Here is a 21,272-nt window from a genome sequence, read left to right as displayed (position 1 = left end):
TGGAACATATGGCGTCACGAACTTCCCCTCCGCGATCGTCGAAGTCACCCTCTCGAACCTCGACCGGATCTCGCTCGACCAAGCGCAACTCCAAGGCCCCGGCCAAGTCCGCACCACAGGGACCCTCCGCCGGTGCCCGGCTTCTGCACGCCGTGGTCAATGCATGGGCGGGCGTGGGGCACGCCGTGGGCGCGGGTGTGCGACGAATCGGCACCGTGCGCACCGATATGGCTCCCGAGGAACGACGTGACGGCGGCGCGCTCGTCTGGCTCGTCCTGGCCGTGCTGATTGCCGCGGTCGAGTGGTGGAACCTCCGCGGTGTGGCTGCCGCGTTCATCTCGATGCCGGCCTCCTGGGTGCACGCGGTGGTCGGTGGCACGTTCGGTTTCATGGCGCTCGTGCTGCCGGTGTTCTGCCTGTTCTTCGCGTGGCGGGCCTTCCGCCATCCCACGCAGATGCACGCCAATAATCGCATCGCCATTGGTCTGTTGGCACTGACCGTGGCCGGAGCGGGGATCGCCCACATCATGGGTGGGCAGCCCCAGCTGAACCAGGGGTTCGAGGCCATTTGGCAGGCGGGCGGCTTCATCGGGTTCCTGGCCGCCGATCCGCTCTCGGCACTTGTGACCCACTGGGGCGCGCTCGCGGTTCTCGCGGTGCTCGCCTTCCTGTCCGTGCTGGTCATGACCGCCACCCCCGTCGGCCAGATCGGTCCGCGGGTGCAGGAGGGGTATCGCAAGCTGATGGGCCAGGGGGAGGCCCGCTCCACGAACGTGTCGGATCCCGCGCACGACCGCTCCTACCTGGATTCGGCCCGGCCCGAGAAGAAGCGCCCCACACGCCGCACCCGGGCCGAGCGGCGTCGTGAGAAGGCCCAGCTGGACGCGTACGACGGCGACGAAGCCTTTGAACGCGCCGTGGTCGACGAGGCAAACCGTCGCGAGGCCGCCGAGGGGTCCGTGAGCACCCGCGTGTTCGATCTTTCCCACGACGACGGCGCACCCGCGTCCGGTTCCACGTCCGCCACCGCGGGGAGCACCCCGAGTGCGCAGGTCCAGGACACCGAGGACATCCCCCCGGTCCGCCCGGGCGTCAAGCGACCCACCAAATCGCAGATCGCCGCGGACAAGCTGCGCCGTGAACAGGGCCTGGAACCCGCCGCGGACACCGCCGAGGCGTCGGAGGCTCCGGCGCTGGCGGACGTGGCTGCGCCCGAGAACTCACGGACCCACACGCCGTCGGCCCCCATCCCGGCTCGTTCCGAGCAGCTGCAGATCGCGGGGGACATGGCCTACACCCTGCCGGATCCTAACGCTCTGGTGCAGGGCCCGCCCGCCAAGGACCGCTCCGAGGCCAACGACCGCGTGGTCACATCCCTGACCAACGTGCTGGACCAGTTCAAGGTCGATGCCGAGGTGACCGGTTTCTCCCGCGGCCCCACGGTCACTCGTTACGAGATCGAACTGGGATCGGGTACCAAGGTGGAGCGCGTCACGGCCCTGTCCAAGAATATTGCTTACGCCGTGGCCTCCGCTGATGTCCGCATCCTGTCGCCCATTCCCGGCAAGTCCGCAATTGGTATCGAGATTCCCAACACGGATCGCGAGACCGTGGCGTTGGGTGACGTGCTGCGCTCGCAGCGCGCCCGCACGTCGGAGCACCCCATGGTCATGGGCGTGGGCAAGGACGTCGAGGGCGGGTTCGTGGTGGCCAATTTGGCCAAGATGCCGCACATGCTCGTGGCCGGTGCCACCGGCGCGGGTAAGTCCTCATTCGTGAACTCGATGATCGTGTCCATCCTGATGCGCTCCACACCCGACGAGGTGCGCCTGGTCATGGTGGATCCCAAACGCGTGGAACTCACCGCGTACGAGGGAGTTCCCCACCTGATCACCCCCATCATCACCAACCCCAAGAAGGCTGCGGAGGCCCTGCAGTGGGTGGTGCGTGAAATGGACGCCCGCTACGACGACCTGTCGCACTACGGGTACAAACACATTGACGACTTCAACAAGGCCGTGCGCAACGGCAAGGTTCAGCCGGAGCCAGGTTCCAAACGAGTTATCCGGCCGTACCCTTATTTGCTGGTGATCGTGGACGAGCTGGCGGACCTCATGATGGTCGCCCCGCGCGACGTCGAGGACTCGATCGTGCGCATCACCCAGCTGGCCCGCGCCGCGGGCATTCACCTGGTGCTCGCCACACAGCGTCCTTCGGTGGACGTGGTCACGGGCCTGATCAAGGCCAACGTGCCCTCCCGGATGGCGTTCGCAACGTCCTCCGTCACCGACTCTCGCGTGGTCCTGGATCAGCCCGGCGCCGAGAAACTCATTGGTCAGGGCGACGCCCTGTTCCTGCCCATGGGTGCGTCCAAGCCCCTGCGTGTGCAGGGGGCGTGGGTCTCGGAATCCGAGATCCACAGGGTCGTGGAGCACGTCAAGACGCAGATGAAGACCAACTACCGCGAAGACGTGATCCAGGAAGCGCCCAAGAAGCACATCGACGAGGACATCGGGGACGATCTCGACGTCCTGCTGCAGGCAGCCGAGCTCATCATCACCACGCAGTTCGGGTCCACCTCCATGCTCCAGCGCAAGCTGCGCGTGGGTTTCGCCAAGGCGGGCCGCCTCATGGATCTGCTGGAATCCCGCGGCGTGGTGGGGGCTTCGGAGGGCTCCAAGGCCCGCGATGTCCTCGTCAAACCCGACGACCTCGCGGCGACACTGGCGCTGATCCGCGGTGAGGAACCGCCCACCGCGCCCGGTGACGACGACGCCGCGGCAGGTTCCGCGGCGCCGTCGGCCGGGACCGGCGGTTCCGTGGACTACGGTGACGATCCCGTGGAAGCGGGACTGTCAGACGTGGCCAAGGATTACCACGACGGTAATGACGATTCCAACGATGCATGGGAGTTGACCGGACGATGATGATGGCTCGACATGGCGGCACGTCCGCCCCCCGCACAGTGGGCGACCCGCCACCCAATTCCTCCAACTGGAACCTGCCCAACACGCTGACCGCATTGCGGATCGTCATGGTGCCGTTCTTCGTATGGTTCCTGTGGGCAGGCGGGACACACGGTGCGGACTCCATGCCCATGCGGTGGGCGGCCGTGGTGGTGTTCGGCGTGGCCATGTACACGGACAAGCTCGACGGGGACATCGCCCGCGCGCGCAACCTGATCACGAGTTTCGGCAAGATTGCCGACCCCATCGCGGACAAATTACTGACCGGCGCGGCCTTCGTGGTGCTGTCGATGCTGGGGGAGCTGTGGTGGTGGGTCACCATTGTCATCCTGGTGCGCGAATGGGGGATCACCATCATGCGCTTCATGGTGATCCGCTACGGCGTGATGGCCGCATCCAAGGGCGGCAAGACCAAGACGGTGCTGCAGACGGCCGCCCTGATCGCGTTGCTGCTGCCGCTGGCGCCCCTGGTGGGCACCTGGTGGCTGTGGTTCGCGTGGGTGCTGACCGCACTGGCGCTGATCGTCACCGTGGTCACCGGCATCGACTACGTGATCAAGGCCGTCCAACTGCGTAACGCAGCCCTCGGGAAGGACAAGTAATGGCCGGGTCCGATCTGCACACGGCCGTGGATCTGGTCCAACTGGCCATCGAACACGGTGTCACCATTGGCACGGCGGAGTCCCTGACCGGCGGGTCGCTGGCAGCGGCGATCGTCGACGTTCCCGGAGCCTCGCAATGTCTCGAGGGTGGCGTGGTGAGTTACTCGCACGCCGTGAAGGAAAGAACCCTGGGAGTCTCCCAGGACGTCTTGGAAGCCAAGGGCGCCGTGGACCCGGACGTCGCGCGGGCCATGGCGCGCGGCGCCCGGACCGCTCTGGGTGTCGACTGGGCCGTGTCGACCACCGGTGTGGCCGGGCCTGAACCCCACGACGGTCAGGCCGTGGGCACGGTGTACATAGGAGTGAGCGGGCCCCGCGGTGACGACCACCTCGAGTTGCACCTGGACGGAGGGCGGGCAGCCATTCGCCGGGAGACGGTGTCCCGCGCCATGGACTTACTAGCGTCACAAATCGAGCTCACAGACAATTGCCAGTGAAATTTTAAGGCCGGCAAGGAATAATCGAAGAAGTAAACAGGTTACTTACTATCAGAGGCTCGACGCGAGCCCCCCCCAGGGTCGTTGTACCGGCGTCGGTCGATTCGAAAATACCTGGTTAGACGGTTTGACCCCACGTTACGAGGAGTAGGCAATTCACATGACAAAGCAACCCGTGTCCGTCAATGGTGTCGTCCGTTGGAAGGACGTGGGACTGTCCGAGGAAGAGCATGCCGAGACAAAGGACGTGAAAGTGGGAGTACTGCGGCAGGAGATCGGCGAAGTACTCCGCAATGTCCGCCAGCGTCAGGGACGCACGTTGCGGGAGGTCTCGCACAGTGCACGAGTGTCGCTGGGCTACCTGAGCGAAGTGGAGCGCGGACAGAAGGAGGCATCTTCCGAGCTGTTGGCCTCCATTTGCGCCGCCCTGGCAATCCCCCTGTCACAGATGTTGCGCGAAGTTGCGGAGCGGCTCGCGTACGCCGAGGGTAACTTCATCCCTGACACCGTGCCTTCCGAGTTGACCGAGGAGTTCACTCGTGAGGTCCGCCAGTTGCGCGGGGGCGCAGCCGCGTCCAATCACTGATTCACCTCGCTCGTACGCGTCAGCGTTCCAAGGGTCCACCGGCATTGTCGGTGGGCCCTTGGTCTCTCACCGAAATGCCGAACAACGTTAGGAAAGGTCGATGCGCATCAGTACGTTCTGGGAGCTAATGGCCCATGAATTCGGGTCCGGGTACTCCAAAGTTCTGGCCCGTGACCTTGTCATGGCAGAGGTGGGGGATCGGACCGCGGTTGAGGCACTCGATGCCGGAGCCGACCCCAAACACGTGTGGTTCGCACTCTGCAGGGCGCAAGAAATTCCCGAGAGCCGCTGGTGGGGTCCGGACAAGGAACCCACACCGTAGTGGCCCCGTGGCGCCGGAGACCAATCGAATGTATATTCGAATCAGATGATCCGGGCTCCACATTATTCGTGGACCCTTATGCGTGTCAGACCTCCTCAGTAGGTTGAGATGCGAACCAAACAACAGGGCCGAGTACGCGGGCCCCTAAGAACCGAGGTGAATCATGGCAGCCAAGTCCAAGGGAATCACTACCGTTCCCTCTCAGGTGGTCGGCTCCGATCGTGAGAAGGCTCTGGATACTGTCCTGGCGCAGATCGACAAGAACTACGGCAAGGGCTCGGTCATGCGCCTGGGTGACCGGCCGGCCACCCGCATCGAAACCATTCCCACGGGGTCCATTGCACTGGACGTGGCACTCGGCATCGGAGGTTTCCCGCGCGGCCGCGTGGTCGAAATCTACGGTCCCGAGTCCTCCGGTAAGACCACCGTGGCTCTGCACGCGGTTGCCAGTGTGCAGCGCGCGGGCGGTATTGCGGCGTTCATCGACGCCGAGCACGCACTGGACCCCGTCTATGCCGAAAAGCTGGGTGTGGACACGGACAACCTGCTCGTGTCCCAGCCGGACACCGGTGAACAGGCCCTGGAGATCATGGACATGCTGGTGGGCTCCGGCTCCATCGACATCGTCGTGATCGACTCCGTGGCGGCGCTGGTTCCCAAGGCCGAAATCGAAGGCGAAATGGGCGATAGCCACGTGGGCCTGCAGGCGCGCTTGATGTCCCAGGCGCTGCGTAAGATCACGGGCCGGTTGTCGCACACCAACACCACCGCCATCTTCATCAACCAGTTGCGCGAGAAGATCGGTGTGTTCTTCGGTTCCCCCGAAACCACCACTGGCGGTAAGGCTTTGAAGTTCTACGCCTCGGTGCGCGTTGACGTCCGTCGTATTGAAACCCTCAAGGACGGCGCCAACCCGGTCGGTAACCGTACCCGTGCCAAGATCGTCAAGAACAAAATGGCACCGCCCTTCAAGCAGGCCGAGTTCGATATTCTCTACGGTCAGGGCATCTCCATTGAGGGTGGTTTGATCGACATGGGTGTGGAGCACGGGATCGTCAAGAAGTCCGGTGCTTGGTTCACCTACGAGGGCGATCAGCTGGGGCAGGGCAAGGAGAACTCCCGCCGCTTCCTCAAGGACAACCCGGAACTGGCCGCGGAGATCGAGCGGAAGATCCTGGTGAAGCTCGGCATCACGGAGGACAGCGCGGAAGTCGAAGATACCGCACAGGACGTCGCGGATCCCTCCGAGGACGACATCCTCGAGGCTCCGGATGCGGCCAAACCGGAACTTCCCGCATTCTGATCGAGGTGATTGAGCGATGAGTCAGTCCTCTCGCTACAACTCCCGACGGCGCAGGGCCTCGGCGCGATACCGAGGTCCTGCGGAGCCACCCGCGGAAGGCGCCGCCGCGCAGGACACTGAACCCAATCAGCATGAGGTTGCGCGGGCCATTGTGCTACGTCAACTCACCGCATCCGCCAAGTCTCGTAAGCAGCTGGAAGACAAGCTCGCCGATCGTGATGTTCCCGAAGAGGTGGCCCAAGAAGTTCTGGACCGGTTCGAGGAGGTCAACCTCGTGGACGACCGCGCCTACGCCGCCATGTTCGTGCGGTCCCGGGCCGAGACGCGCAAACTCTCCCGCAGCGCGTTGCGCCGCGAACTTCAACAGCGTGGCATTACGGGGGAGCTCGCGGAGGACGCCCTCGAACAACGCACCGACGAGGACGAGACGGAGGACGCTCACGAACTCGTGCGGAAAAAAATGCCCCGGAGCCTCGATGTCTCGGATCGCAAAGAAGTCGACAAGGTCACCCGGCGGCTCGTCAGCATGCTGGGTCGTAAGGGGTACCCGCCCGGGCTTGCCTTCGGAGTGGTGAAGCAGGAACTCTCCAACCACGGCTCCGCACATGATTTCTCCGAACCGGACCCCTGGCCCGGTGCGTGATGGGTAGCGAGCGAGTTAATTTGACCTGGTCCTTAACATAGTGGGGTGACTCAACTGACCGACACCCTGGTGACTGCCGCCCCCGACGCCTCCGATGTGCCCGCCCCCGGATACGAGGTGCGCACCCTGGGCTGCCAGATGAACGCGCATGACTCGGAGCGCATCACCGGTCTGCTCGAAGCAGCGGGCTATGTACCCGCCGTCGATCGAGACCCCGATCTCGTGGTGTTCAACACCTGCGCGGTGCGCGAGAACGCTGACAACAAGCTGTACGGTCAGCTCGGTCAACTGGCACCGGCCAAGAAGCGCAATGAGCGCATGCAGATTGCCGTGGGTGGATGTCTCGCCCAGAAGGACCGCTCCACCATTGTGGAGAAAGCCCCGTGGGTTGATGTGGTCTTCGGGACGCACAACATCGGTTCGCTCCCGGTGCTGTTGGAGCGTGCCCGTCATAATCATCAGGCCGAGGTCGAGATCCTCGAATCACTGGAAACATTTCCCTCAACCCTGCCCACCAAGCGCGAACAGGCCTATTCCGGGTGGGTGTCCATTTCGGTGGGCTGCAACAACACGTGCACGTTCTGCATTGTTCCTCAGCTGCGCGGTAAGGAAAAAGACCGCCGCCCCGGGGACATCCTGGCTGAGGTGCAGGCGCTCGTGGATTCCGGCGCGGTGGAAGTCACCCTGCTCGGTCAGAACGTGAACTCCTACGGCGTGGAGTTCGGTGACCGCGGCGCGTTTGCCAAGCTCTTGCGCGCGTGCGGTGAGATCGCGGGGCTTGAGCGCGTGCGTTTCACCAGCCCGCACCCCGCGGCGTTCACCGATGACGTGATTGACGCGATGGCCGAGACCCCCAACGTCATGCCGCAGCTGCACATGCCGCTGCAGTCGGGTTCGGACCAGATCCTGAAAGACATGCGTCGCTCCTACCGTTCCAAGAAGTTCCTGGGGATCCTGGAGCGGGTTCGTGAACAGATCCCCCATGCCGCCATCACCACGGACATCATTGTCGGCTTCCCCGGTGAGACCGAGGAAGACTTCCAGGCCACCATGGCCGTGGTCGAGGCGTCCGAGTTCTCCTCCGCATTCACGTTCCAGTACTCGATCCGCCCAGGCACTCCTGCCGGGGAGATGGAGAACCAGGTACCGCACCACGTTGTTCAGGAACGATTTGAACGACTGACGGCCCTGCAGGACAGGATCAGTGCGCGGTTGAACCAGCAGCTGGTTGGTTCCACGGTGGAGATCCTGGTGAGCGCCCACCAGGGCCGTAAGTCGCAGAGCACCCACCGTTTGAGCGGCCGCTCCCAGGACCAGCGACTCGTCCATTTCTCGGTGCCGGAGGGGGCTGAGTCGCCTCGCCCCGGTGACTTCGTGACGGTCCCCGTGACCGCGGCCGCGGCCTACCACCTGTTGGCCGACCCCAAGGACTCAACCGAGTACTCGCTGCGCCGCTCCCGGGGCGGGGACGCCTGGGACGCAGCGCAGGCGGATTCGTGCGGCACCGGTGGTTCCGGTCAGCCCGGCACCGTGGGCTTGGGCATGCCGGCCCTGCGTACCGCATAGGGTGGCCGCCATTTCGTGGCCTTCCGACGGGCCGCCCCTGGTGGCCGTGGTCGGACCCACCGGAACCGGCAAATCCGATCTCGCCCTGGCCCTCGCGGAGCGCCTTGACGGCGAGGTCGTCAACGGGGACGCCCTCCAGTTCTACCGCGGCATGGATATCGGCACCGCCAAACTCGCGATGGCCGAGCGGCGGGGGGTCCCGCATCACCTCCTCGACATCATGGACATCTCGGAGGAAGCCTCGGTCGCCGGGTTCCAGACGGACGCACGGGGCGCCATCGACGACATCGCTGCGCGCGGCAAAGTGCCGATCCTCGCCGGCGGCTCGGGGTTGTACGTTCGCGCGGCCGTGGACTTCATTGAGTTTCCCGGAACGGATCCCGCGGTGCGAACACGATTGGAGAACGAGCTGGCCACCCGGGGCCGCGGCGCGCTCATGGCGCGACTGAGCGACGTCGACCCCCCATCCGCGGCGCGTGTCAAGGACGACCGCCGCCTGGTTCGTGCGCTGGAGGTCTACGAAGTCACGGGGCGTGCGTTCACCTCATTCATGCCGCAGCGCGCGTACGTGCGCCCCACGATTCAGCTCGGCCTGGACATGGAGCGAGAGGTCCTCAACGACCGCCTCGCCCGGCGCATCGACGCGATGTTGGCGGCGGGTTGGCTCGACGAGGTGAGCTCGCTGGAGCGGCAGGGCCTACGCGAAAGTCCCACCGCGGGCAAGGCCCTGGGCTACCCGCAGCTCTTGGATGTGCTTGCCGGGGTACGGACCGTGGAAGCGGCCCGTGAGGACACCGTGGTGGCCACCCGACGCTTCACGAAACGCCAGCGCACGTGGTTCCGCGCGGATCCCCGCGTGCACTGGCTCAATGCGGCTCACCCCGGAGGTGTGGCCGCACTCGCGCAGGAAGCCGCGGCATTGATTCAATCCGCGTAAACTGTCGGCCGTGACTGAAACTGTGGATCGGGGAGTGAACACCGTGGACTGGCGTGAATTGGTGAACCAAGAAGTGGTCAAGGCCCACGGAACCGGAAATGACTTTGTGGTCTTCACGGACGAGAACGGCGAGATCACGCTGACCGCGGACACCGTGGCGGCCGTGTGCGACCGCCACATGGGTTTGGGTGCGGATGGTGTGATTCGCGCGGTCCGGGCCACCGAACTGCCGGAGGGCCGGAAACTCGCGGAACAAGATCCCTCTGTCGAATGGTTCATGGACTACCGCAACGCGGACGGTTCCATTGCGCAGATGTGCGGCAACGGGGTCCGTGTTTTTGTGGATCATCTGGTCCGTGAGGGTCTCGTGGAACTTCCGCAGGGATCGCAACTGCGGATCGGAACCCGCGCGGGTGTTCGCTCGGTGGCCCGCACGGACGGCGGTTATGCCGTGGACATGGGCCCGTGGAGTTTCATGGCCGGCGGGGACGCGCGGGACAAGGGCTCGGACGCCGTGGTCACGACCGACGGTTTGACCGTCCCGCGCCCGGGTGTGTCGATCAGCATGGGTAATCCCCACACCGTGGTGGCGCTGTCCGAGGAGGACAAGCTGGACCGGCTGGATCTGCGCCGTGCGCCGTCGGTCTCCCCGGAGCCCGAGGACGGCACCAATGTCGAATTCGTGGTGCCGGTGGACCACGACGACACCGAGGTCGGTCGGATTCACATGCGGGTGTTCGAACGCGGTGTGGGGGAGACCCACTCGTGCGGTACCGGCGCGTGCGCCGCCGCCGCGGCAACCCGCTTCTGGGGCGGCGCAGAAGCCCCTGACCGCTGGTTGGTGGACGTGCCAGGGGGCGTGCTGTCCGTGACGTTCGTGCCGGCCACGGACGGTACCGAGCACGTCGTGCTGGCCGGTCCCACCCGCGTGGTCGCCCGCGCGGTTCTGGTGTAACCGTAGTGGCCCGGCCGTAGCCTCCGGTGCCGGGAATGACGGGGCTACCGCGTGCGTTGCACTGTCAGGATCCGGAAACCCTTGTCCGTGGCCGCGCGTTCGATCGTGAACTCGGCGGCGTCGAGGGCCGTGCCGAGCCAGCGCTGCAGTGAATCGCCACCCAGGTTCTTCTGCACCACCAACCAGGCGGTTCCGCCCGGGGCCAGGCGGGGCAGCCACGTCAGCAGAATCTCGTGCAAAGCCTCCTTGCCCACACGAATGGGCGGGTTGGACCACACGGTGTCGAACTGTCGTTGCCGGGGCACATCCTCCGGCCGGTAAGTCTCCACACGGGTCAACCCGTGGGTCTGCGCGTTGCGACGTGTGAGCTCCAGGCTGCGGTCATTGACATCGACCGCGGTCACGGTGGCTTCCGGATCGGCCAACCCCATGGCCAGGGTCAACGGGCCCCAGCCACAGCCAATGTCCAAGAAGTGCTGACCGTGCGGCTCGGGGACGTTGCGCAACAGCGCGGCCGTTCCCTTGTCCAGATCACCGGGGGAGAACACCCCGGCGGCGGTACGAACCTGCACCTTGCGGCCTCTCAGGTCCACCGACATCTGCCGAGGTTTCTCCGGCAGGGACGGATCGGTCACGAAGTAGTGCTGAGGGTGCGGTTCTGTGGCCATGGCTCCACATGTTATCGCTCAGTGCTCCGTGTCGGGGTGCGGCGATAGACTGAACGAACTACCAGCAGCTTGCAGATCAAGGAATTATGACTGAATCTCACCGCCCCGAAGACTCCCAACACCGTGTTCCGGTGAACTCCGGAGAACCCTCGGGTGCCGATCTCGAAGACGTCGTCGCCAGGGTCCTGGCTCGCGCCCGTGCACAGCAGGAACCGACCATCTACAGGGACGCCGCTGAAGACGCCACTGATCAACGCCGCGACCCGCTGGGCCGCGCCCGAGAACTCCACGACGAGGATTCGCACTTCTCCGACGCCGACGGCGAGCAGCAGGACCTCGCCGAGCGCCACGCCCTCCGTCGTGTTGCCGGGCTGTCCACCGAACTCGAAGACGTCACCGAGGTCGAATACCGCCAGCTCCGGCTGGAACGAGTGGTCCTGGCGGGGCTGTGGTCCGCGGGAACGCTCGCGGACGCGGAGAACTCACTCCGTGAACTCGCCGCGCTCGCGGAGACTGCCGGTTCGGAGGTCATGGACGGCATGCTCCAGCGTCGCGTGAACCCGGACCCCGGAACCTACTTGGGGTCGGGCAAGGCACTTGAATTGCGCGATGTGGTCGCGGCGACCGGCGCTGACACCGTGGTCGTCGATGCCGAGCTCGCACCCTCACAGCGCCGTGCGCTGGAGGACGTCGTGAAGGTCAAGGTCATTGATCGCACCGGGCTGATCCTCGACATTTTCGCTCAGCACGCCAAGTCCAAGGAGGGCAAGGCCCAGGTCGAGTTGGCCCAGCTGGAATACATGCTTCCCCGCCTCCGCGGGTGGGGTGAGTCCCTGTCCCGTCAGGCCGGTGGCCGTGCGGCGGCCGGTGAGGGCATTGGTTCGCGCGGCCCGGGTGAAACCAAGATCGAGCTCGATCGACGCAGGATCCGTCAGCGCATGTCCAAACTGCGTCGCGAGATCGAGGCCATGAAACCGGCCCGTGAAACCAAGCGGCTCAACCGCAAACGTTTCTCGGTGCCGTCCGTGGCCATTGCCGGCTACACCAACGCCGGGAAGTCGTCGCTGCTCAACCGCCTCACGGACGCCGGTGTGCTCGTGGAGAACGCGCTGTTCGCCACGCTGGATCCCACCGTGCGCAAGGCGGAAACGCCGGACGGTATCGGCTACACGCTCTCGGACACCGTGGGTTTTGTGCGTTCGCTGCCCACTCAGTTGGTCGAAGCCTTCCGCTCCACGCTGGAAGAAGTGGCGGACGCGGACGTGATCGTCCACGTGGTGGATGCCTCTCACCCGGACCCCGAGGGTCAACTCAAGGCCGTCCGCGATGTCCTCACGGACGTGGGGGCGACCGACATCCCGGAATTAGTGGCGCTCAACAAGGCAGATGTCGCGGATCCCGTGGTGCTGGGTCGTCTCCTCAACCATGAGAGCCCCTCCGTGGCCGTCTCCGCCCGCACGGGCGAGGGCATCGAGGAGCTCAAACAGCTGATCTCGAGGGCCATTCCCCGTCCGGATCATGAACTGGACCTGCTGATTCCCTACGTCCACGGTGAGGTGGTCTCACGACTGCACGCCCAGGACGCTGAGATCCTCCGAACGGAACACACCGAGGACGGCACCCGCCTGCGCGTGCGCGTGCGGGGGAGCCTCGTGCCGGAACTTGAACCGTACCGGCTCGGAGCGGCGCAATCGGGGGACACCGAAGAATCCGAACCGGGCGCGGAAACCGCATAGGTATGGCAGACCCGTTCATTGACGAGACCGGGCGGGACATTTCGGACATCCGGCCCGAAACCCTGCCCGGAGCCAAGGACTCCCTCGAGCTCCTGGACGCCGCCGTGACCGCCATGGGCGGGCAACGGCGGGAGGGCCAGCGTTTCATGACCGCCAAGGTGGCCGAGGCGCTGGACTCGGGCAAGCACCTGCTGGTCCAGGCGGGCACGGGCACGGGCAAGTCGCTGGCCTACCTGGTTCCGGTGTTCGAACACGCTCAGAGCGCGGACAAACCCGTGATCATCTCCACCGCAACCCTGGCGCTGCAGTCGCAGGTCACGGGCCGTGACGTACCGCGCGTGCTCGATGCGGTCGAGGAACACCTGGCGCACCGGCCCAACGTTGCGCTGCTCAAGGGTCGCTCGAATTACGCGTGCCTGCACAAAATAGGTGGCGGTTACCCCACCGACGACGACGCCACGCTGTTCAATCTCGCCGATCCGGCCGGTGCCGCTCGGGCCGGGGAGACCGCGGTGGGCAAGTTGGGCCAGCAGGTCAAGCGACTGCGGGAATGGGTCGAGTCCACCGAGACCGGTGACCGTGACGACGTGCAGCCCGGTGTCTCCGATGCAGCCTGGCGGCAGGTTTCCGTCACCGCGCGCGAATGTATTGGCCGCAAATGCCCGCTGATCGAGGAATGCTTTGCCGAGAAGGCGCGATTGGCCGCCGGCGAGGCGGACGTGGTGATCACCAACCATGCGTTGTTGGCCATCAACGCCTTCGAGGGTTTGGCCGTGTTGCCCGAACACGACGTGGTGGTCGTGGACGAGGCCCATGAATTGCGGGACCGGGTGACCGGAGCGGTCACGGGCGCGCTGTCCGGTGCGGCCGTGCGAGCCGCAGCCAGCGGCGTGCGCAAACACACCGCCGCCCCGCACGATGATTTGGACAAGGCCGCGGACGCCTTCGACCGCGCCTTCAACGGCGATCCGAACGGACTGCTACCGCGGGGTTTCACCGAGGAGCAGGTCTATGCGGTGCGCGGCGTTCAGGACGCGGCCCGTTCCGGGCTCAGCGCAACCAAGGGCGATTCCAACGCGGAGGACGCCGGACGACATGCCGCGCGTTCCCGGCTGTCGGAACTTCTCGACACCGCCGATCGGATGCTCAGTGCCAATACGGATCACGACGTCCTGTGGATCTCCCGCGTGGGCCGCTGGGACCAGTCCTCCGGATACGTGTCCCCGGATGCGGGGGAGCCGGCAACCCTGAACATTGCTCCGCTCAGTGTGGCCGGCGCCCTTCGCGAAGGACTCTTCGACGGCCGCACGGTCGTGCTGACCTCGGCCACGCTGGCGGTGGGCTCATCGTTCTCATCCGTGGCCGGCGCTCTCGGTCTGCAGGGCGCCGGGTCCCCGCCGTGGCGCGGTGTGGACGTGGGAAGCCCGTTCAATTATCCCAAGCAGGGAATTCTGTACGTGGCCAGGCACCTGCCCAAACCGGGCCGGGGCGTCTCCTCGGACCAGTTGGCGGAACTGGCCGAACTGCTCAAGGCCTCCAACGGCGGCGCCCTGGGGCTGTTCTCGTCCCGCCGCGCGGCCGAAGAAGCCGCTGAAAAACTACGTGAGCTGATCGACACCGACATCCTCTGCCAGGGTGAGGCGTCCCTGCCGTCCCTGGTGAAGGAGTTCACCGACGACCCCACCGCCAGCCTGTTCGGCACCATGAGCCTGTGGCAGGGCGTGGACGTGCCCGGCAACTCATGTCGGTTGGTCGTGATTGACCGCATCCCGTTCCCGCGGCCGGATGACCCCTTGGGAACCGCCCGCACCCGTGCGACCGAACGAGCGGGCGGCAACGGCTTCATGGCCGTGTCAGCAACGCACGCGGCGGTGAAGCTCGCTCAGGGCGCGGGACGCCTCATCCGTTCAAGTAACGACCGCGGCGTGGTGGCGGTCCTGGATTCGCGACTGGCGACGGCGCGCTACGGCACCTTCCTGACCAAGTCCCTGCCGCCGCTGTGGCCCACCGCGGACAAAGCCACGGTCCTGGGCGCCCTGAAGCGGCTGAGCAGTTCACAGTAGTCCTACAGCCTTCACCCGAGGGGTTGGTGTCGTCACGAATGACGGTGGGCAAAGACCCCGGTGAATCACAGGGACCGGAAAACCGACACGACCTTGCCCATCACGGTGGCGTGATCACCCAGGATGGGTTCGTACTGCGTGTTCTGGGGCAACAACCACGTGTGTCCGTCGCGTTGGCGGAAGGTCTTCACCGTGGCCTCGTCGTCCAAGAGGGCCGCAACGATCTCACCGTTGACCGCCGTGTTCTGTTGGCGCACCACGACCCAGTCCCCGTCGCAGATGGCGGCGTCGATCATGGAGTCACCCGAGACCTTCAGCATGAACAGGTCACCGTGGCCCACGAACTCGCGCGGTAAGGAGAACACGTCTTCGACCGACTGCTCCGCCGTGATGGGACCACCGGCGGCGATTCGGCCGACCAGGGGCACCGATGCCATGGAGCCGTCAGAGCTGCTCGCGGGCAGCTGATTGATGTTGTGCACCGAGCCGGTGGGGGACGTTGAAGCCCGTTCCGCGGTGTGGGGCTCACCCAGTTCACGGGCCAGTTCGGTCTCGGAGAGTGGACGAAGAACTTCCATGGCGCGGGGGCGCCTTGGATCCCTGCGGATGTACCCCAGCTTCTCCAATTGACCCAGTTGGTGGGTCACGCTGGACAGCGATGCCAGGCCCACGACGTCGCCGATTTCGCGCATGGACGGGGGATAACCGCGCTCACCGATGGAACGCTGCACCGCGCTGAGGATGGTGCGCTGGCGAGCGGTCAGTGGCCGCTGCGAACGCGGGGACTCCGAACCGGAGGGGGAAGGTGTGCTCACGAGTTGGGTCCTTTCACCGTGTGTCCACCGCGGGATCAACCGCGAGGGATGCCGTACTCGCCGAGCTCGATCCGGGCGCTTATGCGTGTCGGAAGTGTTCGATCAACTAGTACGGGCGTTGCTTAAAGACTAGTGCCCCCGGAGTGAGGACTCAAACACATGTTCGATTTTTCCCTCGACAAGGTTCGTACACCCGTGCTAGAACTTAACTCCGGTATTCGAAAACGTGTTCTAACACCGGGAAAAGGGTTCGAACACCCTGCCGCCTTATCCCGCGGTTACCGGAGAGATCACCAGGAGGTTGCCATGACCACACGCATCTTGCCCACCAGCGCTCGCAGCATTGCTCGAGCACCCAAGCTCAATCTCACCCGCCGAGGGCGGTTCGTCTTCATTGGGGTACCGCTCATTACGGGTGCCGCGGCGCTGCTGGTGGTCGCGGTCATTTTCTTGCTGCCCACCACGGTTCAGGCCAACAGCGAGCCCGTGGGTGACCCGGTGACCCATACCGTGAGCGTTCAACCCGACCAGTCACTGTGGGAGATCGCGTACGCGGCTGATCCCCAGCGCGACACCCGTGAAGTCATGGACGACATCGTGGAGCTCAATGGATTGGCGTCCTCGGAGATCTCCGCCGGCCAACTGCTGGAGGTCCCCGCACGCTGAATCGTGCGAAGGCACCCCCGGCGCTTAAGCTAGGGGAGTGAGCCAAAATCTCGATCGTTTAGAAGCCCTGCCCTTGCGTGAGAATTTACGGGGCATGTCCCCGTACGGTGCCCCCCAACTCGATGTTGCGGTGGCACTCAACACCAACGAGAACACTCACCCCGTTCCGCAACCGGTGGTGGATGCCATTTCGGAGCGCGTGTCTCAGGCCGCCGGGCAGCTCAATCGCTACCCGGATCGGGAGTTCACGGAACTGCGCACCGCGCTCGCCGGTTATCTGGGCCACGGTCTAGGGGCTGAAAACCTCTGGGCCGCCAACGGGTCCAATGAGATCCTGCAGCAAATCCTGCAGGCCTTCGGGGGTCCCGGCCGTTCGATTCTCACGTTCGTCCCGACCTACTCGATGTACCCGCTGCTGGCCTCCGGGACCGGTACCGAGTTCATCGCGGGCCGGCGCGCAGAAGATTTCACGTTGTCGGCCGAGTCCGCCGCAGCGCAGGTTCGCGAGCACACGCCGAACGTGGTATTCCTGTGTTCACCCAATAACCCCACCGGCACCGCGCTGGGTTTGGACGTGGTTCGGGCCGTGTACGAGGCCGCTGCGGAATCCGATTCCATGGTCATTGTGGACGAGGCCTACGCGGAATTCGCCCGGTTCGGCACACCGTCTGCGTTGACCCTGCTCGAAGGCCGCCCTCGGCTGATTGTCACTCGCACCATGAGCAAGGCCTTTGCCCTGGCCGGGGCCCGACTGGGCTACTTCGCCGCGGCCCCCGAGGTCACGGATGCCATTCGCCTGGTGCGGTTGCCCTATCACCTCTCCGCCGTCAGCCAGGCCACGGCCTTGGCGGCCCTCGAACACAAGGACGTCCTGCTCAGCACGGTGGAAGACATCAAGATGCAACGGGACCGCATTGTGGACGATCTCAAACGCCTGGGTCTCGCACCCGCGGAGTCCGATTCCAACTTCGTGTTTTACGGCGGCATGGCAGACGCGCAACGGATGTGGCAGCACCTCCTGGATCACGGGGTGCTGGTGCGCGACGTCGGAATCCCCGGCCACCTGCGGGTGACCGCGGGCACCGAGGATGAGACCACCGCGTTCCTGACCGCCGTGGAGAACTACCTCCAATCCGCGTGAGCCGCGGGTCGGGCCTCCGACGGTCACCGGGCGGGCGGGTCGGGCCCGCCCAGTAGACTGGATATCGCCGCTGTTTCCGGCGGGCACTTGCAGAAATCGAGGAGTCACACCCCGTTATGTCCCCAACCAACTCACCTCGTACGGCCGTGGTGGAACGCGTGACCAGTGAATCCACGGTGCGCGTGGAACTCAACCTGGACGGCACCGGTCAGTCCACCATCGAGACCACGGTGCCCTTCTACAACCACATGTTGACGGCGCTGTCCAAGCACTCCCTGATCGACCTCAACGTGCAGGCCCACGGGGACACCGACATCGACGTGCACCACACGGTCGAGGACACCGCCATTGTGCTGGGCGATGCCTTCCTGCAAGCACTCGGTGACAAGAGGGGCATCCGTCGTTTCGGTCAAGCCACCATCCCCCTGGACGAGGCACTGGCTTCGGCGGTCGTGGACGTCTCGGGTCGCCCGTACGTGGTGCACACCGGCGAGCCGGAGGGTCAGCAGTACCACTTGATCGGCGGGCACTTCACCGGCTCCATGACCCGCCACGTCTTCGAGTCCTTCGCCTATCACGCCCAGTTGTGCCTGCACATCGACGTCATCCGCGGCCGGGACCCGCACCACATCGTGGAGGCGCAGTTCAAGGCACTGGCCCGCGCGCTGCGCGAGGCCGTGGAACCCGATGCCCGCATGGCCGACGCCATTCCGTCCACCAAGGGGGCCTTGTGAATCCCGAGAACGACCAGGTGACCGACTCCGAGCAGGCCCCGTGCGTCGTCGTTCTCGATTACGGCGCCGGCAATGTGCATTCCGCCGTGCGAGCGCTTGAAGCCGCGGGAGCGAGGGTCAAACTCAGTGCGGACCCGGAGGACGTCATGGACGCCGACGGGCTCGTGGTCCCGGGCGTGGGTGCGTTCGCGGCCGTGATGGCCGGATTGCGGTCGGTCCAGGCTCCCCGGCTCATCGACCGTCGCTTGAGCGGTGGCCGTCCCGTCCTGGGTATTTGCGTGGGATTGCAGGTCATGTTCGATGAGGGTGTCGAACACGGTGAGCGCTCGGAAGGCCTGGCCCAGTGGCCCGGAACCGTGGAACGGTTGAACGCACCCGTGGTTCCCCACATGGGATGGAACACCGTGGAACCGCCGGAGGATTCGGTGCTCTTCAAGGGCATCGAGGACGAACGGTTCTACTTCGTGCACTCCTACGGTGTGCAGGATTGGAATTTCGATCAGACGATCGACCGCATGAGGGCACCCGGGGTCACGTGGTCCGAGCACGGTGGCCCGTTCGTGGCCGCGGTGGAGAACGGTGCGTTGAGTGCCACGCAGTTCCACCCGGAGAAGTCCTCGGCCGCGGGCATCGCGCTGCTGCGCAACTGGCTGGGCACACTGCCCCGGACCGGTCGCATGGGCGAACGCATGCCCGTGCGCGGCGCGGAGGTCGAGAAGTGACCTATTCCATGCTGACCATGGTGCTGGGCGCGTTCTTCGTGGGCGGTGCCATTTCTTTCAAACAGCAGAAGAAGCCCCTCTGGTCCGTGCTGCTGCTGGCGACCATTGCTCTGGCGCTGGTCGGTTACGGCGCGTATTCCTGGGTCACCTCCCTGTAGCGTCCCGCCGCGGCGCGGGCCGCGGCACCCACCTTGCACATCAATGTTGAATTTTTCGCGCGGTCTTCACCGCCGGTAAGGAGAACCATGTCCCAGGACACCACCCCCCGTTTGGAATTGCTGCCCGCCGTTGACGTGCAGGACGGCCAGGCCGTTCGCCTGGTCCAGGGTGAAGCCGGTTCGGAAACCGGTTACGGCGATCCCGTGGAGGCCGCTCTGCTGTGGCAGGAAGCCGGTGCGCAATGGCTGCACCTCGTTGATCTGGATGCTGCCTTCGGGCGCGGTGACAACATTGACGTGTTGCGTCGCGTGGCGGATCAGATCGAGATGAAGATCGAGATGTCCGGCGGTATCCGCGATGACGAATCACTCGAACGTGTCCTGTCCCTGAACCCGGCCCGCATTAACCTGGGCACTGCCGCGCTCGAGAACCCCGAGTGGACCCGGCGCGTGATTGCCCAGCACGGGGACGTGATTGCCGTGGGCCTGGACGTTCGCGGCACCACGCTGGCCGCTCGCGGTTGGACCAAGGAGGGCGGGGACCTCTGGGAGGTCCTGGACCGCCTCGAGGCGGACGGCTGCTCCCGCTATGTGGTCACGGACGTCACCAAGGACGGAACGCTCAAGGGGCCGAACGTCGATCTGCTGGCCGAGGTCGCTCGCCGCACCGACAAGCCCGTGGTCGCTTCCGGTGGTGTGTCCTCCCTGGAGGATATTGCCGCCCTGCGCGAGCTCGTCCCCGTGGGTGTCGAGGGCGCAATCGTGGGTAAGGCGCTCTACGCCGGCAAGTTCACGCTCCCCGAGGCGCTGGACGTGGCCGGTCGACCGAATGCCTGACGGGTCCTCCTCCCGGCCGCTGCCCGCCCACATTGCCGCGCAGTTGCGCTCGGCCGGCGGCGCAGAAGACACCGGCGGCCAGGCCTGGGAGGGTCGCAACCTGGGGGAGGGCACCAGCCACACGCACTTGTTCCCGGACGACGACGGCGCCTCGGCACCAGCGATCGCCTCCGCCCTGGCGGCGTGGCGGGGCGGGCACGCCACTGAGGCGGCAGTGGTTGCGGCACTACCCGGCATCAGGGTGTTCGTGCCGATCGTGGCTGAGGTCTCGCACTCGCAGATCACGGAACACGGACTCGTGTCCGACAAGGAAGCGGACATGGCCCTCGTGAGTGTGCGGACCGCTGACGGGCGTAAGGCCCTCCCGGTGTTCACCGCGGTGGGTGAGCTGTCCGCATGGAACTCCGAGGCGCGACCGGTCGCAGTGGATATCCGCAAGGCCGCCCTGTCCGCTGTGCAGGACGGCTCGGACCTCCTGGTGGTGAACCCCGCTGCCGACCCGGCCTTCGTGGTGCGTCGCCCGGCCATGTGGTGCGTTGCGAAGGACACGCCGTGGACGCCGTCGTACGCGGACCTCACCGTGGACGATGCCGTACTGCGTGCGGCACTGGGCATGGAGAACATCGTGTCCGCCCGCACCGAGCCCGGCCCCGGGATCCGCGGACGCCGCTCCGACGGCGCGGTGCTGGACGGTGGGGCGACCGGGCCCGAACTCGTGATCGTGGTGCAGCTGACACCCGGACTGACCCAAGAAATGGTTCAGGCCACGATCGACCGGTACCAGCAGAAGCTGGCCACCGAGCCGATCATGGCCGAGAACGTGGATTCCTTGGGGCTGCGCCTGACCGTTTAGCCGAACACGGGTCCGGTGAACTTCTCACCGGGACCGGAGCCGGGGGCATCCGGGAACGGGGAGGCTTCGCGGAAGGCCAACTGCAGGGACTTGAGACCGTCTCGCAGGGGGGCCGCGTGTTGGGAGCCGATCTCCGGTGCGGCTGCGGTGATGTAACCGGCCAGCGCGGTAATGAGTTTGCGGGCCTCGTCCAGGTCCTTGAGTTCCTCGGCATCGTCACCGGCGGCCAGGCCGCACTTGACCGCGGCGGCGCTCATGAGATGCACGGCGGCCGTGGTGATGACCTCCACCGCGGGAACCTCCGCGATGTCGCGCATCTGCTCGTTCACAGCCGCTACGGTCTCGTCCGCTGCGCCGTGTCCGTCTTGGCCGTGGGGGTGGTCGTCGAATTCAAAGCGCTCGTTGCGCGGTGCGTCGGTCATGGATCTACTCTAAATCAGTCCCACCACCCCGGCGCACGGCCCGCTCACCGCCGCGGGGAGCCAGGGATCACGGCCACGGT

General features: G+C 65.6%; 22 protein-coding genes. 19 read left to right on the top strand and 3 right to left on the bottom strand.

Annotated features, from left to right (window positions below):
• The first annotated feature begins 8 nt into the window (after positions 1-8).
• From Q4E95_RS00530 to dapF, 10 genes are all read left to right on the top strand, one after another.
• Positions 9-2,927 carry a DNA translocase FtsK gene (locus tag Q4E95_RS00530; RefSeq protein WP_303381468.1) on the top strand — a complete coding sequence of 973 codons (2,919 nt, stop codon included), beginning with the start codon at positions 9-11 and terminating at the stop codon, positions 2,925-2,927.
• Positions 2,928-2,929: 2 nt separating this feature from the next.
• On the top strand, positions 2,930-3,568 hold the full coding sequence (pgsA, locus tag Q4E95_RS00525; RefSeq protein WP_303381512.1) for a CDP-diacylglycerol--glycerol-3-phosphate 3-phosphatidyltransferase: 639 nt from the start codon (positions 2,930-2,932) through the stop codon (positions 3,566-3,568).
• Complete coding sequence (locus tag Q4E95_RS00520; RefSeq protein WP_303381467.1) at positions 3,568-4,065, top strand: CinA family protein; 498 nt, start codon at positions 3,568-3,570, stop codon at positions 4,063-4,065. The genes pgsA and Q4E95_RS00520 overlap by 1 nt, the downstream gene beginning before the upstream one ends.
• Before the next feature lie 160 nt (positions 4,066-4,225).
• Entirely contained in the window at positions 4,226-4,651 is a 426-nt protein-coding gene (locus Q4E95_RS00515; RefSeq protein ID WP_303381466.1) for a helix-turn-helix domain-containing protein, read from the top strand.
• 100 nt (positions 4,652-4,751) lie between these two features.
• On the top strand, positions 4,752-4,973 hold the full coding sequence (locus Q4E95_RS00510; protein ID WP_303381465.1) for a DUF3046 domain-containing protein: 222 nt from the start codon (positions 4,752-4,754) through the stop codon (positions 4,971-4,973).
• A 163-nt stretch (positions 4,974-5,136) separates the two neighbouring features.
• Positions 5,137-6,276 carry a recombinase RecA gene (gene recA / locus Q4E95_RS00505; RefSeq protein WP_303381464.1) on the top strand — a complete coding sequence of 380 codons (1,140 nt, stop codon included), beginning with the start codon at positions 5,137-5,139 and terminating at the stop codon, positions 6,274-6,276.
• Positions 6,277-6,292: 16 nt separating this feature from the next.
• A complete protein-coding gene (locus Q4E95_RS00500) occupies positions 6,293-6,919 on the top strand; it encodes a regulatory protein RecX (RefSeq protein WP_303381463.1) in 627 nt (208 codons plus the stop codon).
• Positions 6,920-6,973: 54 nt separating this feature from the next.
• On the top strand, positions 6,974-8,485 hold the full coding sequence (gene miaB / locus Q4E95_RS00495; protein WP_303381511.1) for a tRNA (N6-isopentenyl adenosine(37)-C2)-methylthiotransferase MiaB: 1,512 nt from the start codon (positions 6,974-6,976) through the stop codon (positions 8,483-8,485).
• A gap of 1 nt (position 8,486) precedes the next feature.
• Complete coding sequence (gene miaA / locus Q4E95_RS00490) at positions 8,487-9,422, top strand: tRNA (adenosine(37)-N6)-dimethylallyltransferase MiaA (RefSeq protein WP_303381462.1); 936 nt, start codon at positions 8,487-8,489, stop codon at positions 9,420-9,422.
• 61 nt (positions 9,423-9,483) lie between these two features.
• Positions 9,484-10,377: a diaminopimelate epimerase gene (dapF, locus tag Q4E95_RS00485; protein WP_303381510.1), complete on the top strand. Its 894-nt coding sequence runs from the start codon at positions 9,484-9,486 to the stop codon at positions 10,375-10,377.
• A gap of 44 nt (positions 10,378-10,421) precedes the next feature.
• Here dapF and Q4E95_RS00480 read toward each other — a convergent pair whose 3' ends face one another.
• Positions 10,422-11,045, bottom strand: coding sequence for a class I SAM-dependent methyltransferase (locus Q4E95_RS00480; protein ID WP_303381461.1), 624 nt, complete (start codon positions 11,043-11,045; stop codon positions 10,422-10,424).
• A gap of 86 nt (positions 11,046-11,131) precedes the next feature.
• Here Q4E95_RS00480 and hflX point away from each other — a divergent pair, with 86 nt between their 5' ends.
• Positions 11,132-12,781 (top strand): GTPase HflX, encoded by a 1,650-nt coding sequence (gene hflX / locus Q4E95_RS00475; RefSeq protein WP_303381460.1) that lies wholly within the window; start codon positions 11,132-11,134, stop codon positions 12,779-12,781.
• 2 nt (positions 12,782-12,783) lie between these two features.
• Entirely contained in the window at positions 12,784-14,844 is a 2,061-nt protein-coding gene (locus Q4E95_RS00470) for an ATP-dependent DNA helicase (RefSeq protein WP_303381459.1), read from the top strand.
• Between the two features lie 65 nt (positions 14,845-14,909).
• Here Q4E95_RS00470 and lexA read toward each other — a convergent pair whose 3' ends face one another.
• Positions 14,910-15,659: a transcriptional repressor LexA gene (gene lexA, locus Q4E95_RS00465; protein WP_303381458.1), complete on the bottom strand. Its 750-nt coding sequence runs from the start codon at positions 15,657-15,659 to the stop codon at positions 14,910-14,912.
• 306 nt (positions 15,660-15,965) lie between these two features.
• Between lexA and Q4E95_RS00460 the strand changes: the two genes are divergently transcribed.
• From Q4E95_RS00460 to Q4E95_RS00430, 7 genes are all read left to right on the top strand, one after another.
• The gene (locus tag Q4E95_RS00460; protein WP_303381457.1) at positions 15,966-16,325 is read left to right on the top strand and encodes a LysM peptidoglycan-binding domain-containing protein; all 360 of its coding nucleotides are present in this window, start codon (positions 15,966-15,968) and stop codon (positions 16,323-16,325) included.
• Between the two features lie 37 nt (positions 16,326-16,362).
• On the top strand, positions 16,363-17,466 hold the full coding sequence (locus Q4E95_RS00455) for a histidinol-phosphate transaminase (protein WP_303381456.1): 1,104 nt from the start codon (positions 16,363-16,365) through the stop codon (positions 17,464-17,466).
• Positions 17,467-17,582: 116 nt separating this feature from the next.
• Positions 17,583-18,200 carry an imidazoleglycerol-phosphate dehydratase HisB gene (hisB, locus tag Q4E95_RS00450; RefSeq protein ID WP_303381455.1) on the top strand — a complete coding sequence of 206 codons (618 nt, stop codon included), beginning with the start codon at positions 17,583-17,585 and terminating at the stop codon, positions 18,198-18,200.
• Positions 18,197-18,922: an imidazole glycerol phosphate synthase subunit HisH gene (hisH, locus tag Q4E95_RS00445; protein WP_303381454.1), complete on the top strand. Its 726-nt coding sequence runs from the start codon at positions 18,197-18,199 to the stop codon at positions 18,920-18,922. Before hisB ends, hisH begins: the two co-directional genes overlap by 4 nt.
• Entirely contained in the window at positions 18,919-19,080 is a 162-nt protein-coding gene (locus Q4E95_RS00440) for a hypothetical protein (RefSeq protein WP_303381453.1), read from the top strand. Before hisH ends, Q4E95_RS00440 begins: the two co-directional genes overlap by 4 nt.
• Before the next feature lie 87 nt (positions 19,081-19,167).
• Complete coding sequence (priA, locus tag Q4E95_RS00435) at positions 19,168-19,917, top strand: bifunctional 1-(5-phosphoribosyl)-5-((5-phosphoribosylamino)methylideneamino)imidazole-4-carboxamide isomerase/phosphoribosylanthranilate isomerase PriA (RefSeq protein ID WP_303381452.1); 750 nt, start codon at positions 19,168-19,170, stop codon at positions 19,915-19,917.
• On the top strand, positions 19,910-20,770 hold the full coding sequence (locus tag Q4E95_RS00430; RefSeq protein ID WP_303381451.1) for an SseB family protein: 861 nt from the start codon (positions 19,910-19,912) through the stop codon (positions 20,768-20,770). The genes priA and Q4E95_RS00430 overlap by 8 nt, the downstream gene beginning before the upstream one ends.
• On the opposite strand, the gene Q4E95_RS00425 is transcribed toward Q4E95_RS00430, so the two are convergent.
• Positions 20,767-21,192, bottom strand: a complete 426-nt coding sequence (locus tag Q4E95_RS00425) for a DUF1844 domain-containing protein (RefSeq protein ID WP_303381450.1) — start codon at positions 21,190-21,192, stop codon at positions 20,767-20,769. The two genes, Q4E95_RS00430 and Q4E95_RS00425, sit on opposite strands and share 4 nt — an antisense overlap.
• Positions 21,193-21,272: the final 80 nt, after the last annotated feature.

Origin of the sequence: Kocuria sp. (assembly GCF_030536815.1) — a bacterium.
Classification (GTDB): domain Bacteria; phylum Actinomycetota; class Actinomycetes; order Actinomycetales; family Micrococcaceae; genus Kocuria; species Kocuria gwangalliensis.
Note: the sequence above shows the minus strand (reverse complement) of the source record. Positions and strands in the feature narration are given on the sequence as shown.